The 19,792-nt window shown below is 58.8% G+C and carries 16 protein-coding genes and 6 tRNA genes; 2 read left to right on the top strand and 20 right to left on the bottom strand.

The features are described from left to right. Positions 1-43: 43 nt before the first annotated feature. The 3 genes from pstB to OGM60_01790 all read right to left on the bottom strand — a co-directional run bounded on the left by pstB (position 44) and on the right by OGM60_01790 (position 2,982). Positions 44-919: a phosphate ABC transporter ATP-binding protein PstB gene (gene pstB / locus OGM60_01800; GenBank protein ID UYI99547.1), complete on the bottom strand. Its 876-nt coding sequence runs from the start codon at positions 917-919 to the stop codon at positions 44-46. A gap of 103 nt (positions 920-1,022) precedes the next feature. After that, complete coding sequence (locus tag OGM60_01795; GenBank protein ID UYI99546.1) at positions 1,023-2,261, bottom strand: HAMP domain-containing histidine kinase; 1,239 nt, start codon at positions 2,259-2,261, stop codon at positions 1,023-1,025. Positions 2,262-2,286: 25 nt separating this feature from the next. Continuing rightward, positions 2,287-2,982, bottom strand: coding sequence for a response regulator transcription factor (locus OGM60_01790; GenBank protein UYI99545.1), 696 nt, complete (start codon positions 2,980-2,982; stop codon positions 2,287-2,289). 199 nt (positions 2,983-3,181) lie between these two features. Here OGM60_01790 and OGM60_01785 point away from each other — a divergent pair, with 199 nt between their 5' ends. Continuing rightward, positions 3,182-4,522, top strand: a complete 1,341-nt coding sequence (locus OGM60_01785; GenBank protein ID UYI99544.1) for a D-alanyl-D-alanine carboxypeptidase — start codon at positions 3,182-3,184, stop codon at positions 4,520-4,522. A 132-nt stretch (positions 4,523-4,654) separates the two neighbouring features. On the opposite strand, the gene OGM60_01780 is transcribed toward OGM60_01785, so the two are convergent. From OGM60_01780 to serS, 9 genes are all read right to left on the bottom strand, one after another. Continuing rightward, positions 4,655-4,745, bottom strand: a tRNA-Ser gene (locus OGM60_01780). A gap of 68 nt (positions 4,746-4,813) precedes the next feature. Continuing rightward, positions 4,814-5,896 (bottom strand): AAA family ATPase, encoded by a 1,083-nt coding sequence (locus tag OGM60_01775; GenBank protein ID UYI99543.1) that lies wholly within the window; start codon positions 5,894-5,896, stop codon positions 4,814-4,816. 322 nt (positions 5,897-6,218) lie between these two features. Next, positions 6,219-8,660 carry a hypothetical protein gene (locus tag OGM60_01770; protein ID UYI99542.1) on the bottom strand — a complete coding sequence of 814 codons (2,442 nt, stop codon included), beginning with the start codon at positions 8,658-8,660 and terminating at the stop codon, positions 6,219-6,221. A 376-nt stretch (positions 8,661-9,036) separates the two neighbouring features. After that, positions 9,037-9,113: transfer RNA gene (locus tag OGM60_01765), tRNA-Arg, on the bottom strand. 458 nt (positions 9,114-9,571) lie between these two features. Next, a tRNA-Arg gene (locus tag OGM60_01760) sits at positions 9,572-9,648 on the bottom strand. 348 nt (positions 9,649-9,996) lie between these two features. Next, positions 9,997-10,073, bottom strand: a tRNA-Arg gene (locus tag OGM60_01755). 163 nt (positions 10,074-10,236) lie between these two features. Continuing rightward, a tRNA-Arg gene (locus OGM60_01750) sits at positions 10,237-10,313 on the bottom strand. A 75-nt stretch (positions 10,314-10,388) separates the two neighbouring features. Continuing rightward, the gene (locus OGM60_01745) at positions 10,389-10,766 is read right to left on the bottom strand and encodes a hypothetical protein (protein ID UYI99541.1); all 378 of its coding nucleotides are present in this window, start codon (positions 10,764-10,766) and stop codon (positions 10,389-10,391) included. A 173-nt stretch (positions 10,767-10,939) separates the two neighbouring features. Beyond that, on the bottom strand, positions 10,940-12,223 hold the full coding sequence (gene serS, locus OGM60_01740) for a serine--tRNA ligase (protein UYI99540.1): 1,284 nt from the start codon (positions 12,221-12,223) through the stop codon (positions 10,940-10,942). Positions 12,224-12,334: 111 nt separating this feature from the next. On the opposite strand from serS, the gene OGM60_01735 reads away from it, so the two are divergent. Beyond that, the gene (locus OGM60_01735; GenBank protein ID UYI99539.1) at positions 12,335-12,508 is read left to right on the top strand and encodes a hypothetical protein; all 174 of its coding nucleotides are present in this window, start codon (positions 12,335-12,337) and stop codon (positions 12,506-12,508) included. Positions 12,509-12,665: 157 nt separating this feature from the next. Here OGM60_01735 and proC read toward each other — a convergent pair whose 3' ends face one another. The 8 genes from proC to rsmI all read right to left on the bottom strand — a co-directional run bounded on the left by proC (position 12,666) and on the right by rsmI (position 19,786). Continuing rightward, the gene (proC, locus tag OGM60_01730; protein ID UYI99538.1) at positions 12,666-13,436 is read right to left on the bottom strand and encodes a pyrroline-5-carboxylate reductase; all 771 of its coding nucleotides are present in this window, start codon (positions 13,434-13,436) and stop codon (positions 12,666-12,668) included. 73 nt (positions 13,437-13,509) lie between these two features. Beyond that, positions 13,510-13,980 carry a 23S rRNA (pseudouridine(1915)-N(3))-methyltransferase RlmH gene (rlmH, locus tag OGM60_01725; protein UYI99537.1) on the bottom strand — a complete coding sequence of 157 codons (471 nt, stop codon included), beginning with the start codon at positions 13,978-13,980 and terminating at the stop codon, positions 13,510-13,512. A 6-nt stretch (positions 13,981-13,986) separates the two neighbouring features. Beyond that, positions 13,987-14,925 carry an SPFH domain-containing protein gene (locus OGM60_01720; GenBank protein UYI99536.1) on the bottom strand — a complete coding sequence of 313 codons (939 nt, stop codon included), beginning with the start codon at positions 14,923-14,925 and terminating at the stop codon, positions 13,987-13,989. A gap of 306 nt (positions 14,926-15,231) precedes the next feature. Beyond that, positions 15,232-15,318, bottom strand: a tRNA-Leu gene (locus OGM60_01715). A gap of 43 nt (positions 15,319-15,361) precedes the next feature. Next, positions 15,362-16,279 carry a TatD family hydrolase gene (locus OGM60_01710; protein ID UYI99535.1) on the bottom strand — a complete coding sequence of 306 codons (918 nt, stop codon included), beginning with the start codon at positions 16,277-16,279 and terminating at the stop codon, positions 15,362-15,364. Continuing rightward, complete coding sequence (gene rsmA, locus OGM60_01705; protein UYI99534.1) at positions 16,269-17,129, bottom strand: 16S rRNA (adenine(1518)-N(6)/adenine(1519)-N(6))-dimethyltransferase RsmA; 861 nt, start codon at positions 17,127-17,129, stop codon at positions 16,269-16,271. The genes OGM60_01710 and rsmA overlap by 11 nt, the downstream gene beginning before the upstream one ends. A gap of 107 nt (positions 17,130-17,236) precedes the next feature. Continuing rightward, entirely contained in the window at positions 17,237-18,838 is a 1,602-nt protein-coding gene (gene metG / locus OGM60_01700; protein ID UYI99533.1) for a methionine--tRNA ligase, read from the bottom strand. A gap of 69 nt (positions 18,839-18,907) precedes the next feature. Then, positions 18,908-19,786 carry a 16S rRNA (cytidine(1402)-2'-O)-methyltransferase gene (gene rsmI / locus OGM60_01695; GenBank protein ID UYI99532.1) on the bottom strand — a complete coding sequence of 293 codons (879 nt, stop codon included), beginning with the start codon at positions 19,784-19,786 and terminating at the stop codon, positions 18,908-18,910. Between the last annotated feature and the right edge of the window lie 6 nt (positions 19,787-19,792).

Here is a 19,792-nt window from a genome sequence, read left to right as displayed (position 1 = left end):
CATGACCGCATCTTAACCCTAAAGGTACCTTTACTAGATGGTATCAGCCAAAACGTCCCGTTAAATAATCCGCCGTGCGCGGGTCGGTGGGATTTTTGAAGAGCTGAGCGGTGGGTGCGTGCTCCACCAACTCACCCAGCAAGAAAAACGCGACCGAGTCGGAGATGCGCGCCGCCTGCTGCATATTGTGCGTAACGACCACGAGCGTACAGGTCTCTTTGAGCTCGCAGGCCAGCTGCTCAACCACCAGCGTCGACACGGGATCGAGAGCGCTCGTGGGCTCGTCCATCAGCAGAATATCGGGCTGCACGGCAAGCGCGCGGGCGATGCACAGACGCTGCTGCTGCCCGCCCGAAAGGCCCAGCCCCGACTCCTTGAGTTTGTCCTTGACCTCATCCCATAGCGCAGCGCGACGAAGAGAGTCCTCGACCAACTCATCCAGAACGGCGCGGTCGCGCACGCCCATGCCGCGTGGACCATACGCGACGTTGTCGTAGATGCTCATGGGAAACGGGTTGGGGCGCTGGAACACCATGCCCACGCGCTGGCGCAGGCGGCAGATGTCGTAGTCGCCCAGGATATCCTGGCCGTCGAGCGCGATCTTACCCTCGATGCGGCAGTCCTTGATGTCGTCGTTCATGCGGTTAAAGCAACGCAGCAGCGTCGACTTGCCGCAGCCCGAAGGACCGATAAACGAGGTGATCTGCTTGTCGCGAATCTTGATGGATACGTCCTTGAGCGCGTGGTGGTCGCCATAGAACAGATCGAGGCCCTCGACGTCGATGCGCGTCGACGAGGCGGCAAGATCCTGCGCCGTGGGACGAGTCGCGTCCCCGACTTCGCGCTCGTGCGCAGCCTCGGCTTGCGCCTCCATTAGCTCCTCGAGCTCCGTGGGCTCCATAGCCGCAGCAGCCGTCATACCGCATACCTCCACATCGATATCAATTCAGCAGTATCGATAGTAGAAATCGCGGCTCATATGCACGTGAGCGCATTGTCAGGTGTTTGTAAGGGCGCCTACGCTACGCGGCAGGCAGCTCGATGGTAAAGACGGTATGCTCGGGCGTCGATTCGCACGCGATGGTACCGCCATGCGCGCATACAATCTCCTTGGCGATGGCGAGGCCCAGCCCAGCACCGCCGCGATTGGTCGCACGCGCTGCATCCAGGCGATAAAACTTCTCAAAGATCACCTTGAGCTTAGCCGCGGGAATCGGGTCACCATGGTTAATAAAGCGCACGCGCACGCCGCCGTCATCTTGGCGTCGGGCCTCGATCGTAATGGTCGAGCCTTCGTAACTATAGGCGACGGCGTTTTTCATGATGTTGTTGAACACGCGCGCCATCTTGTCGCCATCCACAAGCACCGTCAGGTCCTCGTGCACATCAATCTGTGCTTCCTTATGCTGTTCGTTGAGAATGGGATAGAACTCATCGGCGACCTGCGCCAGCAGCAACCCCAGATCAACATAGCCGCGCGTGAGCACGATATCGTGGAAGTCAAAGCGCGTGATATCGAAGAACTCTTCGATGAGCGCATCGAGCCGGTGCGCCTTGTCGAGAGCCACGCCCGTAAAGTGCACACGTTGCTCAACCGGCAGCTCAGGAGCCTCTTGCAGCAGCGAAAGATAGCCCACCACACTGGCAAGCGGGGTGCGTAGGTCATGTGCCAAGTACGTGACCAGATCGTCCTTGCGATGCGACTCGTCACGCAGAGCTTGCTGCACCTTGCGCTCACGGTCACGCACGCGGTTAAGGGCGCCCTCGACCTCCAAGAAGTCGCCGTCGATGTTGTCCCAGGTGTCGGGGTGATCGATCAGGCGATCTTGAATACGAGCAGCCAGCACACAATCGGCATGCTGCTCGCCCTGCTCGTAGCCCTGGTAGTACAGGGCGCGGCCGCACAAGAACAGCACGCACACGGCAAGCGCCAGCACAAAGCCAAGCATGTTGAATACAAAGCCGGCATCGAACAACACCGGCCCTTCGATGCCGCCGAGCGCCATGGCGCCAATCGCCAACGTCATGGCCCACGCGGCGCCGCCAATCACCACGCAGCGGCGCACGATCTCAAATCGATCGATCAGCAAAAAGCCGACAAGCAGCACCGCCAAGATTCCGACGATGTTGTCGATGCCAATCAGCAGCAGGCTCAGCAAAAAGAGCAGCACCGTTGCAAGCGCGCGGTTGTCGACGACCGACCTCACGTATTCAAAGAGCCGATCGGGCACCTCGAATGCCCGCCTATCGTCTTTTGTCATATCCACGTCCCCACCATCAAAGGCGTTATTCGATTATGTAGCCGACGCCCCAGACGTTTTTGATAAAGCGCGGCTTTTGTGCGTCGTCGCCGATCTTTTCGCGCAGGTGGCGAATGTGCACCATCACCGTGTTGTTGGAACCGGGCATAAAGTCCTCGTTCCACACCGCGCGGAACAGGTCCTCAACGGCCACCACGCTGCCATGATGCTCGACCAGATACAGCAAGATGGAATACTCGATGGGCGTGAGGCGAACCGGCGAACCGTCCACTGCCACGGAACGAGCATCGCGGTTGATCTCCAGGCCGTCGAGCTGGATGGTCGGCGACTCGGCCGTCTGCGAGCGGCTACCGTAGCTGGTGTAGCGGCGAAGCTGAGCGTGCACGCGCGCGATGAGCTCCAGCGGACGGAACGGCTTAACCACGTAATCGTCCGCGCCAAGCGAAAGGCCCTCGATCTTGTCTTGCTGGGCATCACGCGCCGTCAGCATGATCACGGGATAGGTATGGCTGGAACGGATCGTACGCAGCAACTCAAAACCATCGATATCGGGCAGCATGACATCCAGCAGCGCCAGATCGAACTCCTGCTCCAAAATCGCCTTGGCAGCATCTGCTCCGCTATAGGCAATCTGAACATCAAAGCCCTCTTTTGTAAGGTAGATACCGACCAGGTCAGCGATGGCCTTCTCGTCATCAACTACCAAAATGCGCTCGTTCATGCGTGCTCCTCTCGCGCTCCATTATGCCCGAGGCAGCGCGCGCCACACACAACAAGCGCGGTCGTTTAAGTCGACCTTAAGCACCTATATGTCCGTTCGGGCGCAGACATGGGCCGCGCACGCCCGCGCACTGATTGTCCGCGCCGGTAAACGATATACTTTGAACTCTAAAGAGACCATCCCGTCGAAAGCGAAATCTGTGAAGACCCTTAGTTCTCTTGTAAAGCGCTCCGCGCAACTGACCGCCGGCATTGCCTGCGCTCTCGCCCTTGCTGCCGGCGTGCCGTCTATCGCCAACGCCCAGGTGCTTACGACTGATATCGTTTGCGGCAAGACCGCCGACGCCCGCGGCATCACGGCCGAGAATCTGCCCGATATCGATGCGACCAACGCCATCGTCATGAGCAAGGACGGTTCCGTCTATTACGCCCGAAGTGCCGACGAGCAGGTCAAGATTGCCTCAATTACCAAGGTCATGACCGCAATCCTAACCGTCGAGAATTGCAAGATGGACGAGAAGATCACGGTGAGCAATGCTGCCGCCACCGTAGGCAACTCGACCGCCGGCCTGCTCGAAGGCGACGAGCTCACCGTGGAGCAAGCTCTGCGCGGTCTGATGATCCCCTCGGGCAACGATGCCGCCATCGCGCTTGCCGAGCACGTGGGCAAAAAGATCGACCCCAAGACCAAGGACGCCGTGGCCACCTTTGTAAAGGCCATGAACGAGCGCGCTAAAAAGCTCGGCTGCACGGGAACGCTTTTTGAGAATCCGCACGGTCTGGACTTTGATGAGTGGACCGGTGACATGCACTCTACCGCGCACGATGTAGCCCTGATGATGCAGGAGGCAATGAAGAGCGATACGTTCCGCGAAATCGTGGCGAGCGATGATTCCTGGATTGAGGTTACGGGCGCCGACGGTTCCGACCATTCGCATTCCATGGATACGCACAATGAGCTGCTGGGGCAGGACGGCAATATCGGCGGTAAGACCGGCACCACCGACGATGCCGGCTATTGCTTTACGGCAGCCTACAACCGCGATGGCGACGAGACCTACACCGTCGTCTTGAACTCCAGCACCACCGATCAGCGCTTTGCCGACACGGCCGCCCTTGCCAACTGGTACTACGACCACAAGGTGACGGTTGCGATCGCCAACACGCAGGAAAAGACTGCCAACGGCAATCCGCTCATCGCGCGCATTGGCCAGACCGATTGGACGGACAAGACGATCGATGCCACGCTCGCCGATCCCGCAGCTCAGGCGACCGTCTTTGCGCTTGCCGGAGAGGTGACCGAGAAGGTTACCTATGATGACCTTTCGGGCACGGTACATGTAGGCGACAAGGTGGGTAGCGTGACGCTCAAGCAAGACGGCACCAAGATCGCCGTCATGGATTTGGTTGCCGACGAGGAAGGCTCAGGGCCGAATCCCATTGAGTGGCTCCTTGTAAAACTCGACCGCCTGGGCCGCCGCATCGACAACCGCCCGCTTACGGCAGAAAGCGAAACCGTAGCCAAGGCACCCGAGGTGTAAGGTTAAAGAACAATACGCTCGCTGAAAGGAGGTGTCCGAAAGGATGCCTCCTTTTTTTGAGGGTTCGAATCCCCAGCTAACGTGGTTCAACTAAAAAAGGGCCCCTTTCGGAACCCCTCTTTAAAGTCTTACTGGCGGAGAGCTGGGGATTCGAACCCCAGATGCCCTTTTGGGGCATACTCGCTTAGCAGGCGAGCACCTTCGGCCTCTCGGTCAGCTCTCCGTAACAGCCGTTCTATAGTAACCAAACAGCCGAGGTTGAGCAAGAGGGAATTTGGAACGATTCCATTTTTACCTTTCCCGCACCGCCTCCAACAAATAGTCGCGCATATACGGAATTGCAAACGAAACACAGCCATAGCCCGCAGGCTCAATCAACCCCGCATCGATGAGACGTTTACGATACGAGCCGACCTTGTTCGCCGACAGCCCCATCTTTTTGGCGATATCACCGTTGGCAATCTCATCGCCCTCGCATTGAGCCATTGCCGCGAGATACTGAAACTGTCGCTCTGAAACCCTGCGCAGCGCCGGGGCAATCACCATAGCATTAAAGCTATCAAGAGCTGCTTGGATACCCTTACGCGCGGACACTTCGTTCACGCTCTCCGCCCCGCTGCGCGCAGCAACCTGCCAAGCGTAATATCCGACCAACTGGACCATAAAGGGATAGCCTGCTGAAGCCTTTGTTAATAGCTCAGCGGCGTCTTCATCGAGCTCCTTGCCCGCTCGTCTCATTGTATCCTCAAACGATCCGCCGACTTCAAAATCAGAGAGACGAGTGAGTTCGATATGTTTTGCCCGCTGAAGGAACGTAAGGGTATCATCAACCACCACGCCATCCACCGATGTTGGCAAGCCAGCGAATGCAAAAGCGACATTCGCCCCTTGGCGAATCAAAAGCTGCATCTCATTGCCCAGCTCGCGCATTTCCTCAGTTGAGGCATCCTGAATCTCGTCGAGCGTAATGAGCAGACCTCCGCGCTTCGCGGCATCGTACATTGCCTCGCCCAGATGAGATGCCGACTTCGATACCTCAACGGAGCCAAGGCTGACTCCTAGAATTGATGGGGAAATCGACATTGACTCAAGACGAACATTTCGCTGTAGAGCCTCGAGGATTCTACTGCAAAAACCGGCATTCGAGGCGACGTCAACAACCTCGAATCCTTTTTTTCGCGCAAGATCACCCAATGCATTGAGAAGCACCGTTTTACCTGTGCCTCGGACGCCCGAGATGCGCATGAGTCGATCGGGAGCACCAGGACCATTCTCAAGGGCCTCGGCAAAATCATCCAAAACAGCGTCACGTCCGATAAGCTCAGGCGGATTCATGCCCGCCGTTGGCTTAAAGGGATTAATGGCTTTCGACATTCGACCCTCCTCTGCTAGTTTTAACAACTTTAACAAAGTTTAGCAACTTTAGCAGAGTTTAACAGGTTTAGCAGACCTAGCCGCTTTTGACCTTACCGGTCCTGCTGGAGCCACCCACTTGAGCCAATACAAATGGCTCCATTCAATTTGTCGGCAACCTGCTCGATACAGTAATTCGTACTTTAATTCGTTACGACTTAATTCGTTATACCTTATCTATACGCAAATGTTCCCGGTACCGCCGGTAGCAGTAACCCCTTCGTTTTGTCGGCATGGCGAGCAAATGGGATGACAAGCGCGGTCCAGCCCTTCTATGCCGCTCCTACCCCAGCGAGCGATTGAGGGAGCCGAGCTCATCGTTACCCATGGTGCGCCACATTTGGAAGATGCAACCACGCGCCAGGAAAAAGAAGCCGTTATCGACCAACTGCACGGCAGCATCCGCCAGCTGGTTGGTCACGGCGGGCACCGGCGGTAGCTCGAGCCCGGCCTTACGGATGGTCTCAACCGCTTCCTCGAACGTCGGCGGCTCACTGACACTCATCTCGTTCATAAGGCCCTGCATTTCCTCCAGCGCGCTGCTACCCGACTCCTCGCCGCGCGGCACGAGGCGATAGCACGCCAACGCGAGCTCGAGCTGGTTGCAGTTCCAATAGGCAAACGCTAGGCGATAGAACAGATAACCGATTGAGGGGCGGTCGCTGGCAATGCGCAAGCCGTGGCGCGCCACCTCGATAATCTCGTCATAGCGCTCCAGGCGAGCCAGCACGTTGATGAGCGCAAAGTGCGATTGCATGGACGAGCGAGCCAGATCGTAAAGATGACGCACCTCGGGCAATGCCCGTTCAAAATCCTCCTGCTCGGCGTAAAAGCTGCAAATCTCGTGCTGGGCAAAGTACAGCGCATCTGGAGCTCGCAAAATACGAACGGAGCGGTCTTCCTCCATTACCGGCAGCACCATACGTACCAGCTGGTTGTCGCAAAACTGTGTCTGGACCGGACCCGTCGCCAAAAGCTCGGCGACGGCACACTTGGCCTCCAGCTCCTCAACAAGACGGGAAAAGCCCTCAAACGCACGTGCACGGTCAACTTTGGCCTGCTCGCGCAACTCAACGACGCGCGCCACATACGGGTCATCGTCCTCCTCCATGACCTCAAGCTCATCAGCCGTATCGGCAAGCAGCAGGTCACGCAACGCCGGCGGCAGCGAACGATGATCGTCACGCGGGCGAGCGTGAACCTCAGCGGGCTCAATCGCATCCGGCGCGTCTGACTCATATGCCTCAAGCATGCGCTTGCACGGCATATCGTCCATATCCATGCTCTCGAGATCCTTGGCGACAGGCACGCAATTGGCCAGATAGGCCGCACGCCCAAAGGAATATGTTGCAATAATGCGCTCGCCCTGCTCGCCGTCGGGAGCCGCAATCTGAACGTAGCAGCGCGTAATGCAGGCACCTGCGGCAAAGCAAGCCGCCGCCAGCGTGAGTGCCACGCGCGCGTCGTGCTCGGCGGCCCAAATCGCGCGCACGTCCTCGTCCAACTCGCGCCAGACATCATCCTGGGCATCGTATTCACGTTGCGGCATGGCGTCCACGACAGAGCGCCCAAACCGAACGAGCATAATCCCCTCGGCAACGTTTGCCCGATAGGTATAGTCAAGCCGTGTGATCACGTTAAGCGCCTCGACAATACGCGCGAAGCGGGTACGCACGTCCCACTCTCCGCCCGGCTGGCACGCGACCGTGCCAGGTTTTGCCCACGGGTTGTCGCTCGAGGCCGTATCGAGCAGTCGGGGAACATCGTTGGTCGTCTTGGCGATATGCCACGCGTCAAAGAGCGCGCAGCCCTCAAGGCTCGGCGAGGATGCCGCCGGGACCAATCCGGCCCCGATGCGCTCAAGGATGCCGGAGAGGCGGTTGAGACGGCACTCGATGGCAAGCAGCATGTCAATCTCGTCCTGATCCAGCAGACTACGATCAAAATTGAGATAGAACAGCTTTGAGCGGTCAATGCGCGCTAGGCTCATTTCGGACTTGGCAGCAATGGTGCGCAGGCGGGGCAAGTCGATCTCGCTCATAAGGGCGGCGGCGTAACGCTCGATACCGCTCGGATTCTCGGCATGGTCGACACGGTAAAGCAGCGTCTCGATAGCATCGGGGAGCGGTGCCGTGTCAAAGCCCAAAAACACCTCGACCGGCTCGGGCAACTTTACGAGTTTGATCTTGTCGACAGCGTTTTGCATGTCTGCATCGAGACCGTCGATGCCCGCCGTGTTCGCAATAGCGCTTTCGGGGTTGGCGAATATCACGTAACGCAAGAACATCGATGCCATAAACTCGCCGAAAGGAAGGGCGCGAGTCGAATTCCATGTCTCGTGGTCGGACTGCTCGCGCATGGGGCCTTCGGGAGAGCCGGCTGTTCGTGCACACGCGTGCATTGCTCCGTTGGCCTCCCTCACCATAATCTCGCCAATACTGGAATCGGACTCGTGAAGGACCAGCTCCATGTCGGGGTCCTCGGGCAACGGTACTTCCCGAACAGGACGATCAACCTTATAGACCTTGCCCGACACGCTCACGTAGCCCAAGAGCGATATGTGGCTTTTGCCGACGAATTCGACGACATAGCATGACTCTTTGGGGTCCTCGCCAAAAGCTTTCCAGACAACACCATACGAGCGCCCCGCAGGCTGCTCTGGCATCGATGGAAAACGCTTTTTGGGGTCGAGAAACCTGAGCTTGTATGTCGGACGCTCTGCCACGAAATATCACCCTGATCAGTCGTTGAAAGAAGGAGTGGTCGCGGATGGACCGCGACACCTACTCGGAATCTTACACGAGTCGATAAGAAATAGCCCGCTTGACGCTCGCACCTCGACCGAGGTTCGAATCCATGGGGTGCCGGCGTAAAAGAAAAGCCCCCGTCGCCGGAGGCTTTAAGTTCAAATGGTGCGGCGTATAGGATTCCGCGCATCCGCTGCGCGGATCCGCACCGGCTTCGCCCGCCTGCCGGCGCGCTCGCCCGCTCGCTGCGGACGCTCCGCGTCCGCTTCACGCTCGCGCCTCGACCGAGGTTCGAATCCATGGGGTGCCGGCGTAAAAGAAAAGCCCCCGTCGCCGGAGGCTTTCGATTTCAATTGGTGCGGCGTATAGGATTCGAACCTATGACGTTCTGATTCGTAGTCAGACCCTCTATCCAGCTGAGGTAACGCCGCAACTCGTTGATTATTATGCACATGGACTGAATAGTGGTCAAGCGTTTTTTCAAAAAAAGTTATTGAATTTGATTTTTACTCATTTGGAGCACTTGGCGCGATCTTCAACGCACCGCGATATAAAAGAGCAGTCGTTGTTGGGAGCTTTAAAGTCTATTGATGCGACGTATAGGATTCCGCGCATCCGCTCCGGCTTCGACCGAGGTTCGAATCTCCGCAATGCTCCCATATAAGAAAAGCCCCCGTTGCCGGGAGCTTTAAGATCAATTGGTGCGGCGTATAGGATTCCGCGCATCCGCTTCGCGGATCCGCGCCGGCTTCGCCCGCCTGCCGGCGTGCTCGCCCGCTCGCTACGGACGCTCCGCGTCCGCTTTACGCTCGCGCCTCGACCGAGGTTCGAATCCATGGGATGCCGGCGTAAAAGAAAAGCCTCCGTTGCCGGAGGCTTCAAGTTCAATTGGTGCGGCGTATAGGATTCGAACCTATGACGTTCTGATTCGTAGTCAGACCCTCTATCCAGCTGAGGTAACGCCGCGACTTGTTGATTATTATGCACATGGACTGAATAATGGTCAAGCGTTTTTTCAAAAAAAGTTATCGAATTTGATTTTTACTCATTTGGAGCACTTGGCGCGATCCTCGACGTATCGCGATATAAGAAAAGCCCCCGTTGCCGGGAGCTTCAAGATCAATTGGTGCGGCGTATAGGATTCCGCGCATCCGCTTCGCGGATCCGCGCCGGCTTCGCCCGCCTGCCGGCGTGCTCGCCCGCTCGCTGAAAACGCTCCGCGTTTTCTTGACGCTCGCGCCTCGACCGAGGTTCGAATCTCCGCAATGCTCCCATATAAGAAAAGCCCCCGTTGCCGGGAGCTTTAAAGTCAATTGGTGCGGCGTATAGGATTCGAACCTATGACGTTCTGATTCGTAGTCAGACCCTCTATCCAGCTGAGGTAACGCCGCAACGCACGGATTATTATGCACGCGAGCCCCCGATGGGTCAAGCGACAATTTGAAAAAATTTTACGGAGTGGTGATTGGGCTGTTCACACCCCGACCGAGGTTCGAATCCATGCATGGTTGCCATAAAAGAAAAGCCCCCGTTGCCGGAGGCTTTAAGTTCGATTGGTGCGGCGTATAGGATTCGAACCTATGACGTTCTGATTCGTAGTCAGACCCTCTATCCAGCTGAGGTAACGCCGCAGCGCAAGACATATAAAACCACTTTAGCTAGTTGGAGTCAAGCACAATCTCAAACTTTTTTCGAGAATATGTTCCTCACGCAGCTCCGCATACGCCAACGTCCCCCATGCGATCAATCGGTTTTTCAACTACATCGAACCCAGCACCGAGTTCCCTCAAAAGCAAGCGCACCCGCTGGGCACAGTCATAATCGGCAAACGAGATGCTCAGCATGCGTGCGACCTGGTTAGAAGTCCCAACTCCATAGAACTGCTCAAGCGCCACAAGCCCCTCGTGCGTCACAAAGGTCTCGACCACATGCGGCGACTCCTCAAAGCACCATTGGGTCAACGGACCCTCACTCGTCTGCCGCACTACCAAACCGCCCATGCCCGATGGCTCACACGTTACCGCTAGACGTTCCCCACCTTCATCGCTCTCAAACAAAACTACCCGCTCATCAAACAGCTCCATCGCATCCCCTTCCTCTCGCTTCTATTTGACAAAAGCATAGCAGGTAGATAGCTGTATACAGAACGTTTGTTCGTGTATTTTCTATTGAGCTGTCCGCACGATATGGTAAGGCTTTGCGCACAAAAAAGGCGCCCTGGAAAGGGGCGCCCTCGCAAATCGCTTATGCAGCCAACCTACGCGACCGGCCCGATCTTCTCGAGGCCACCCATGTAGGGACGAAGAACCTCGGGGATCGTGATGGTGCCGTCGGCGTTCTGGTAGTTCTCCAGAATGGCGGCCATGGTACGGCCAGCCGGCAGGCCGGAACCGTTGAGGGTGTGCAGGTAGCGCGAGCCCTTGAAGTTCTCGGGGTCGCGATACTTGATGTTGGCGCGACGGGCCTGGAAGTCGCCGCAGTTAGAGCAGGAGCTGATCTCCTTGTAGGCGTTGTAGCTCGGCAGCCAAACCTCGATGTCGTAGGTCTGACGGGCAGAGAAGCCCAGGTCGCCGGTGCACAGGCTAATCACGCGATACGGAAGGCCCAGCTGCTGAAGCAGGAACTCGGCCTCGGCGGTCATGCTTTCGAGCTCCTCGTCGGACTCCTCCGGCTTGGCAAACTTGACCATCTCGACCTTGTCAAACTCGTGTTGGCGAATGATGCCGCGGGTGTCGCGACCGGCGGAACCGGCCTCCTCGCGGAAGCAGGGGGTGAAGGCAGTGTAGCGGCGCGGCAGAGTGTCGGCGTCCAGAACCTCACCGGCGTGCAGGTTAGTCAGTACGACCTCGGCGGTGGGGATCAGGAAGTTGTCGCCCGAGACGTGATAGGCATCGTCCTCGAACTTGGGCAGCTGACCCGTGCCAAACATGGTCTGACGCTTGACGACGATGGGCGGCCACCACTCCTTAAAGCCACGGCTGGTGTGCGTGTCAAGGAAGAAGTTGATGAGGGCGCGCTCAAGACGGGCGCCGGCGCCACCGAGAACGGTAAAGCGGCTACCGGAGAGCTTGTTGCCGCGCTCGAAATCGAGGATGTCGAGGTCGGTGCCCAGGTCCCAGTGCGGCTTAAAGTCGAAGTCGAACTCGCGCGGGGTGCCCCAACGACGGCGCTCGATGTTCTCGTCCTCGTCCTTGCCGTACGGCGTGGCCTCGCAAGGGATGTTGGGAAGGTGAGCCATGAAGTCGTACTGCTCCTGCTCGAGAGCGGTGCGGCGCTCGGCCAGACCGTCAATCTTCTCGTTGACGGTGCGCACGGCCTCCTTGGCGGCCTCGGCCTCGTCCTTCTTGCCCTCCTTCATCAGGGCGCCGATCTTCTTGGACTCGGCATTACGCGTGGCCTGGAGCTCCTCGACCTCGGTGATGACGGCACGGCGCTCGTCGTCGAGCTCGAAGAACTTCTCTCGATCCCAAGACGTCTGGCGGTTGGCCATGGCGGTATCGATGGCATCGGGGTTCTCGCGAACAAACTTGATATCAAGCATTAGATCCTCCGGCGATATACATTCCATTTAGGTTGCAACCTTGTACATGTATGGGCAAGTATATACTTATGAGCGTTTACGACCCAACCCAACTACGCAAGAAGGCACCCAATGGACGCAGTTTTTTCCTTTTTGTTTGGCACCCGCACCGGTTTTGCCATCCTTTTCGCCGGCGGCATCCTACTGTTTGCGATTCTTGCCTTTGTAATGGAGAAGCGCACCCATAAGCTCTACGTCGACCGCGGACCCAAATCCGAGGACGATCAAGACGGCTTCTGGGACTAACCCGCCAAAAAGGGACAGGTTTATTTTGGTCGGTTTTATCTGGGCAAACGCAAGCGCCCCGCAACTGGAATTGAGCCAGTTGCGGGGCGCTTTTCGCATATACGACAAAACCGCAGGAAAAACCTGCCAAAATAAACCTGTCCCTAAATGGCAGGTTTTACTGGAGGGTGGCGTCGACGGCCTTGACCAGGGCACTGCGCATACCGGCGTCCTCGAGCGCGACGACGCCCTTGATGGTGGCGCCGCCGGGCGAGCATACGGCATCCTTCATCGCCGCAGGATGCTGACCAGTCGCAAGCTGCAGCTTTGCCGTGCCCAGCACCATCTGGCTCACAATGCGATAGGCATCGGCGCGCGGGATACCGTGCTTGACGGCTGCATCGCCCAAGGCCTCAATCGCCATGGCAACAAATGCCGGTGCGCAACCGCCCACGGTACCGCCCACAAACAGCAGGCTCGAATCGAGCTCGACGACGGTGCCAAGCTTTCCGAGCAGGCCGAGCACCGTGGCACGCTGCTCATCGCTAAGCGTGGAAGCCTTCTCGCAGGCGATAACACCCTCGCCCACCGAAACCGGCGTGTTGGGCACCGTCGAGATATGCGCGACACCCGGCAGGACCTTTTCCCACTTGGCGCTATCCCAAGTCCAGGCGACCGAAAGGACAACCTTGTCGGCTAGGGCATCCTTGAGCGGAGCGAAGACCTTCTCGATCATATACGGCTTGACCGCAGCGACCACGATATCAGATGCGGCGACAACCTCCGCCGCATCACGACAGGCAACCATCCCACGCGCCTCACAGCGCTCGACCAGGGCATTGTAGCGGCCCGCGCAAGCACACATGTCGCTCGCAGCCGCACCGGCGGCGATCCAGCCATCGGCCATAGCGCTCGCCATATTGCCAAAACCGACAAATCCGATCTTCATATCTCATAGTCCTCTCAGACACGCTCTTCAAAACGAAGGCTATTGTCCCACGGCATTGTTTCGTATTGCCGACCTATTTGTGATACGGCTCGCCACGGCTGATCTTGCAGGCGCGGTAGATTTGCTCCAGCAGCACCACGCGCGCCAAGTTGTGCGGCAAGGTAATACGTCCAAAGCTGAGCATCTCGTCGGCTCGTGTGCGCACATCATCGCTCACGCCGTCCGATCCACCAATCACAAAGGCGATGTCGCTGTTACCACGCAGCATAAGATCGTCGAGCCGCGCCGAAAGCTCCTCGCTCGAGCGCTCTTTGCCCTCAATGGCAAGCAGGATCACATGCGCTCGAGGCGGCAGGGCTGCAAGGATCGCCGCCCCCTCCTTGTCGCGCGCGGCATCCACGCCGCCCGCCTTAGCCGGGTCGATATCGGCCACCTCGCGGATATCCACCTTGGCATAGGCGCCCAGGCGTTTGGTGTACTCGGCGCACGCGTCCTTCCAAAAGCGCTCCTTGAGCTTACCGACGCAAACGACGGTGTATTTCACGCGCGTCTACTCCTTCGAGTCGTTTTGAACTTTGCCGGCGGTCAGCATCTGCTCGAACATCGAGGCCGACTGCGAGAAATCGCTCGGCAGCACGACCGTCGAGGTTTTTCCCGTGCGAGCGAACTCCGTCATCATCTCGGACCACTGCGTAAACATGAACAGCTGGTTAGCCTCGTCGTTGCCGACGCCCGTCTCCTGGATAATCTCGAGCGAATCTTTGATGCCCAGCGCGATGGCTTTGCGCTGGTTGGCGATGCCTTCGCCTGCCTTTTCCATCGCCTCGGCCTCGGCGGTCGCCTCGGTGACACGCTTGATGCGGTCGGCCTCGGCGAGCTCCTGCGCAGCAGCGCGCTTGCGTTGGGCGGCGTTGATGTCGTTCATGGAGTTCTCGACCTCGGTCGGCAGCGCGATCTTGGTGATGAGTGTCGACACGAGGGTGAAGCCGTAGGCAGCCATCTGCTCGGACACGGTGGCATTGACGTCCTTGGCGATGTCATCCTTCTTGGCAAAGACCTCATCGAGCGTGTAGACAGGGATGGAAGAGCGCAGGGCATCGGTGATGAAATCGCGCATCTGGTCGACGGGCTCTTGCAGCATGTAGTAGCTCTTGTAGATGCCCGAATCTGCCGGGCCGGCGCCCATGTCATAGCTCACGTGGTACTGAGCAGATACCTCAAGGCCGATGGTCACGTTGTCCTGGGTCTTAACGTCGATGCCGAAGCCGTTTTTCATGGTGCGCAGACTCACCGTGGCGGCCTTGCGGTCGATCACGGGCACCTTCACGTGGAAGCCCGCGTTGACGATGCGGTTAAACTTGCCCAGACGCTCGATGATCACGGCATGCTGCTGTTCAACGACATAGCAGGCGTTGGGGAGCAGCAGCAACAAAATGATGATGGGAAGCAGAAGGCTCGTAAGAGCAGCGATAATACCGGACAACAGCATGGTCTCTCCTCTGATAGGCACACGTTAGCACTAGGATACCCGCACGAAGCAGCCACGTGACACCAACAGGAGGCCCATAACAAAAAAGCCCCCATTGCTGGGAGCTCTTTCAATCAATGGTGCGGGCGAAAGGACGTCCGCGTATCCGCTTCGCGGATCCGCACCGGCTTCGCCCGCCTGCCGGCGGACTCGCCAGCTCGCTAAAAACGCTCCGCGTTTTCTTGACGCTCGCTCCTTCACAGGTTCAAGTCCCTGCGATGGGCACATAGCAAAAAAGCCCCCATTGCTGGGAGCTCTTTCAATCAATGGTGCGGGCGAAAGGACTTGAACCTTCATGGGGTTGCCCCCATACGGACCTGAACCGTACGCGTCTGCCAATTCCGCCACGCCCGCGTGCAGGAATTAGAATAACGGAGCACCACCGCGAACGCAAGAACTATTTTTGAAAAAGTTTGCAGGCATTTTCCCAAGCTGCTCGCGCGATTGCCTCAGCATCCTCGCCGGTACGATCGACACGGTCGTTGACCAGCGTGTTTGCCGTGATGGAAATCATTGCCGGCTCGCACTCAAGACCACGAATGGGCTCCGGCGCCATATACGGGCAATCCGTCTCGAACAAAATGCGATCGAGCGGGGTTGCCGCGAATGCCTCGCGCACGCCATCGTTACGCTTAAAGGTGGCCGCGCCACCATAGGCGATATAGCAGCCCAAATCCACAAAGCGCCCCATCGTGGCTCGATCCTCGCCAAAGCAGTGCAGCACGCAACCGGCCTGAGGCACACCCACCTCGCGCAGCACGTTGTACGCATCCATATGCGAGGTACGCTCCCCATCCGAGTCCTCGTGGCGCAGATGCAGCTCCACTGGCACGTTGCGACGCACGGCAACTTCGAGCTGACGCGCCATGCAGTCAATCTGCACGTCATGAGGCGCCGGCGCGACATCGTCGTCATAGTCCATGTGGTAGTCCAGACCAATTTCGCCGATGCCAACACACAACGGATCGTCGAGCGCAGCCACAACCTGCGCGTGAATGTCGTCGGTATAATCCGGCGCGCCATAGGGGTGCACGCCGGCAAGATACTTGATCTGTGGAATATCCTGCATCGGCAGGATCTCGTGCGTCAGCCAGTCGTTATAGTCCGTCACACTTCGTTTGTCGGCAATGGGATCGAAGACCGTCACCAACAGGTCGACGCCCGCCGCCTTGGCGCGCACGAGCGTCTCGGGCACCTCCTTGCCCCAAAACGAGAGCAGGTGTGCATGCGTATCGGCAAGCGGCGCCAGCGGCTCCGGACACGCAACCGTTTTCTTTTTCTTGGTAAACGTCACGCGTTCGGCATTAGGCGTCATGGATGAGCTCCTGGGCCAGACGGACAAAGTCGGCAACATCGAGCGTCTCGGCGCGCGTAGTGGGTGCGATACCGCAAGCCTCAAAGGCGGCGTCGAGCACGTCCTTGGCAAAGCCGTTGGCACTCATGGAGTTGCGGATGGTCTTGCGACGCTGAGCAAATGCAGCATCAATCACACGGGCAACAAACTCGCGATCGAGTCCTTCGGGCACCACGCCGTCAACACGGTCGATACGCACGACGGCCGAGTCCACGTGCGGCGCCGGCATAAAGCAGCGCGGCGGCACCTCAAAACGACCCGTCACCTGCGCATACAGGCCGAGCTTTGCCGTATAGCCGCCATAGGTCTTGTTACCCGGCACTGCGGCAATGCGATCGGCAACCTCCTTTTGAACCATGACGACGGCGCGCTTGAGCGCTGGCATCGTCTGGAAGAACTGCAGGATGATCGTCGCCGCCACGTTATAGGGCAGGTTCGCGACAAATACCGTCGGCTTACCGCCCGCAGCCTGCTCAATCTGTCCCGGCGTCACCCTGAGCGCGTCGCCCATGATAAAGCGGAAGTTGGCGTAGTCGGCGGCGTGGGCATCGAGCACCGGCTCGAGCTCGGGGTCGGCCTCGATCGACGTGACGCACGCCGCCTCCTGCAGCAGCGCGAGCGTGAGCGTACCAACGCCCGGGCCAACCTCGAGCACGCGCTCATCGCCCGTGAGCTCGGAAAGCTCGCAAATGCGCTCAATTACATGGTTGTCGATCAGGAAGTTCTGGCCCAGGCGATGCTTGGTCGCAAGGCCAAACTCCTCCAGCAGTTCCCTTGTTGCCGTGGGGTTTGCCAAAGGCGAAGTTGTCATAGTTGCCTCCTTAGCATGGTGGCGGCGTCTTGAAACAAAAGGGCATGGACCGTTGCGGCCATGCCCTTACATCTAAACAGCAAATTGCCGATATGGCGCGCGGCGTCTTAGCCCAGACGCGGGAACAGCGGCTCGCCCTTCTCGACAGGCTGACCACCAGCAAGCAGGCCCCAAGCACAAATGCCCTTGAGGTCGTCGCTCGCGGCCTCGTCCTCGCAGGACAGGCGGCGCAGGGCCTCGGCAGAGGTCTGGGGCATGAGCGGCATCAGCAGGTGAGCGGCAATGCGGATGGCCTCGAGCAGGTTGTAGATCACAAATGCCAGCTCGTCAGCCTTGGTCTCGTCCTTGGCAAGCGCCCAAGGCTCGGAGTCCTCGATGTAGTGGTTGGCGGCGTGGATGAGCTCCATGGCCTCGTCCTTGGCTCCACCGTAATCGAGCACGTCCATCTTGGCCATGTAGCGCTCGACCAGACCGTCGGCGATCTTTGCCAGCGGGTTGTCAAACGCATCGAACGATGCGGGCTTGGCGGGCGCGCAACCGTCAAAGTACTTGCCGCTCATGTTGAGCGAACGCGAGATCAGATTGCCCCAGCTGTTGGCCAGGTCGGCGTTGTAGACCTGCTCCATGCGATCGAAGCTGATGGCACCGTCGGTGCCGGGGACGACATCGGTCATAAAGTAGTAGCGATAGCCCTCGACGCCCAGCATGTCGATAACGTCCTGCGGAGCGATGGCATTGCCGCGGCTCTTGGACATCTTCTCGGCCTTGCCGGTCTCGGCATTGCGCACGGTCAGGAAACCGTGGGCAAAGACGTGCTCGGGCAGGGCCTCGCCGATGGCCATAAGCATGGCGGGCCAAATGACGCAGTGGAAGCGGATGATGTCCTTACCCACGATGTGGAACTGCGCGGGCCAGCGATAGGCCAGCTCGGCACGCGCCTCGTCGGTGTCGACACCGTAACCGACGGCCGTCATATAGTTGAGCAGCGCATCGAACCACACGTAGGTCACGTGGCCCTCGTCAAACGGGACCTGAATGCCCCAGTCAAAGCTCGTGCGGCTCACGGAAAGGTCGTTAAGACCGCCCTCGACAAAGCTACGTACCTCGTTCATGCGGAACGCAGGCTCGACAAAGTCGGGGTGCTCGTCATAGAGCTTGAGCAGCTTGTCCTGGAAGGCGGAAAGCTTAAAGAAGTAGGACTCCTCCTGCACGCGCTCAAGCGGACGGTGGCAGTCGGGGCACAGGTGCTGGCCGACGCTGCCGTACTCCTCGTCGCCCTTCTGGACCTGCGTATCGGTGAAGTAGGTCTCGTCAGGCACGCAATACCAGCCGTCGTAGCTGCCCTTATACAGGTAACCGGACTCCTTCATGCGCTCCCACAGGTACTGCACGGCATGATGCTGGCGCGGCTCGGTGGTGCGGATGAAGTCGTCGTTGGAAATCTCGAGCTTGCTCCAAAGCTCCTTGAAGTGCGGGGCCTGGCTGTCGGTCCACTCCTGCGGCGTCATACCATGCTTGGCTGCGGCCTCGGCGACCTTCTCGCCGTGCTCGTCCATGCCGGTCAGGAACTTGACGTTATAGCCGGCGGAGCGGCGATAGCGAGCCTGAACGTCGGCGATGATGGTGGAATAAGCCGTGCCCAGGTGCGGATCGGCGTTGACGTAGTAGATGGGCGTCGTGATAAAGAACGAAGGCTTGCTTTGATCCATGGGGTTTGTCCTCCAGAAAAACGTTGCATACAGGGGATGATTCTAGCGCAAGGGCTGGATATCCTCCATCTATTGCATATCGAGCACCATGGCATAGACATCGCGCTTGCGGCGCGAATACTTCTGAGACAGGCGCTTGGCCACCGCAGAGGCGGGCTCCCCCTCCTCGAGTGCGGCGCGGATATCCTCGCGCAGGGCCTCATCGGGATCCGCTGCCGCGGCGCCAACCGGCACGATGCCGGCCTCCTCGTCCTCGCTCGGCGGCGCGATGACCAGCGCAATCTCGCCCTTTACCTCGCCGCGAGCACGCAGCTCTTCGGCGAGCTGGGCGGCGGGCCCGCGCAAGACCTCCTCGTGCAGCTTGGTGAGTTCGCGGCAGACGGCAACCTCACGCTGGGGAAAGACCTCCGCCACGGCCTCGAGCGTCGCCACGATGCGATGTGGAGACTCGTAGAAGATGAGTGCGCCGGGCACCACGGCAAGGCGCTGCAAACGACGCACGCGGTCGCCGTGCTTTCGGCCCAAAAAGCCCTCGAAGAAAAAATGCTCACAGGGAATGCCGGACGAAACGAGCGCCGTGACGCAAGCAGAGGGCCCGGGGATAACTTCGACGGGCACATCGGCCTCACGTGCCGTCTCGACCAGCGCCTGGCCGGGATCGGACACGCTCGGCATGCCGGCGTCCGAGGCAAAGGCGAGGGTCTCCCCCGCCAGCAGACGGTCGACCAGGCCGGCGGCGCGGCTGGCGATCACATTCTCGTCGCAACGGACAAGCGGCTTGGAAATTCCCAGGTGCATCAGCAGCTTTGACGTCACACGCGTGTCTTCGCAGCAAATGGCATCGGCGGCGGCAAACGCCTCGCCAACGCGCGGGGACAGGTCGCCCAGGTTACCGATGGGCGTACCGACCACATAGAGTTTGCCCGTGTGGGCGCTGTTTTGCGTCATATCAAC

The sequence above is a fragment of the Coriobacteriaceae bacterium genome, from assembly GCA_025757745.1.
Classification (GTDB): Bacteria; Actinomycetota; Coriobacteriia; order Coriobacteriales; family Coriobacteriaceae; genus Collinsella.
This window is presented reverse-complemented; position numbering and strand designations above follow the sequence as displayed.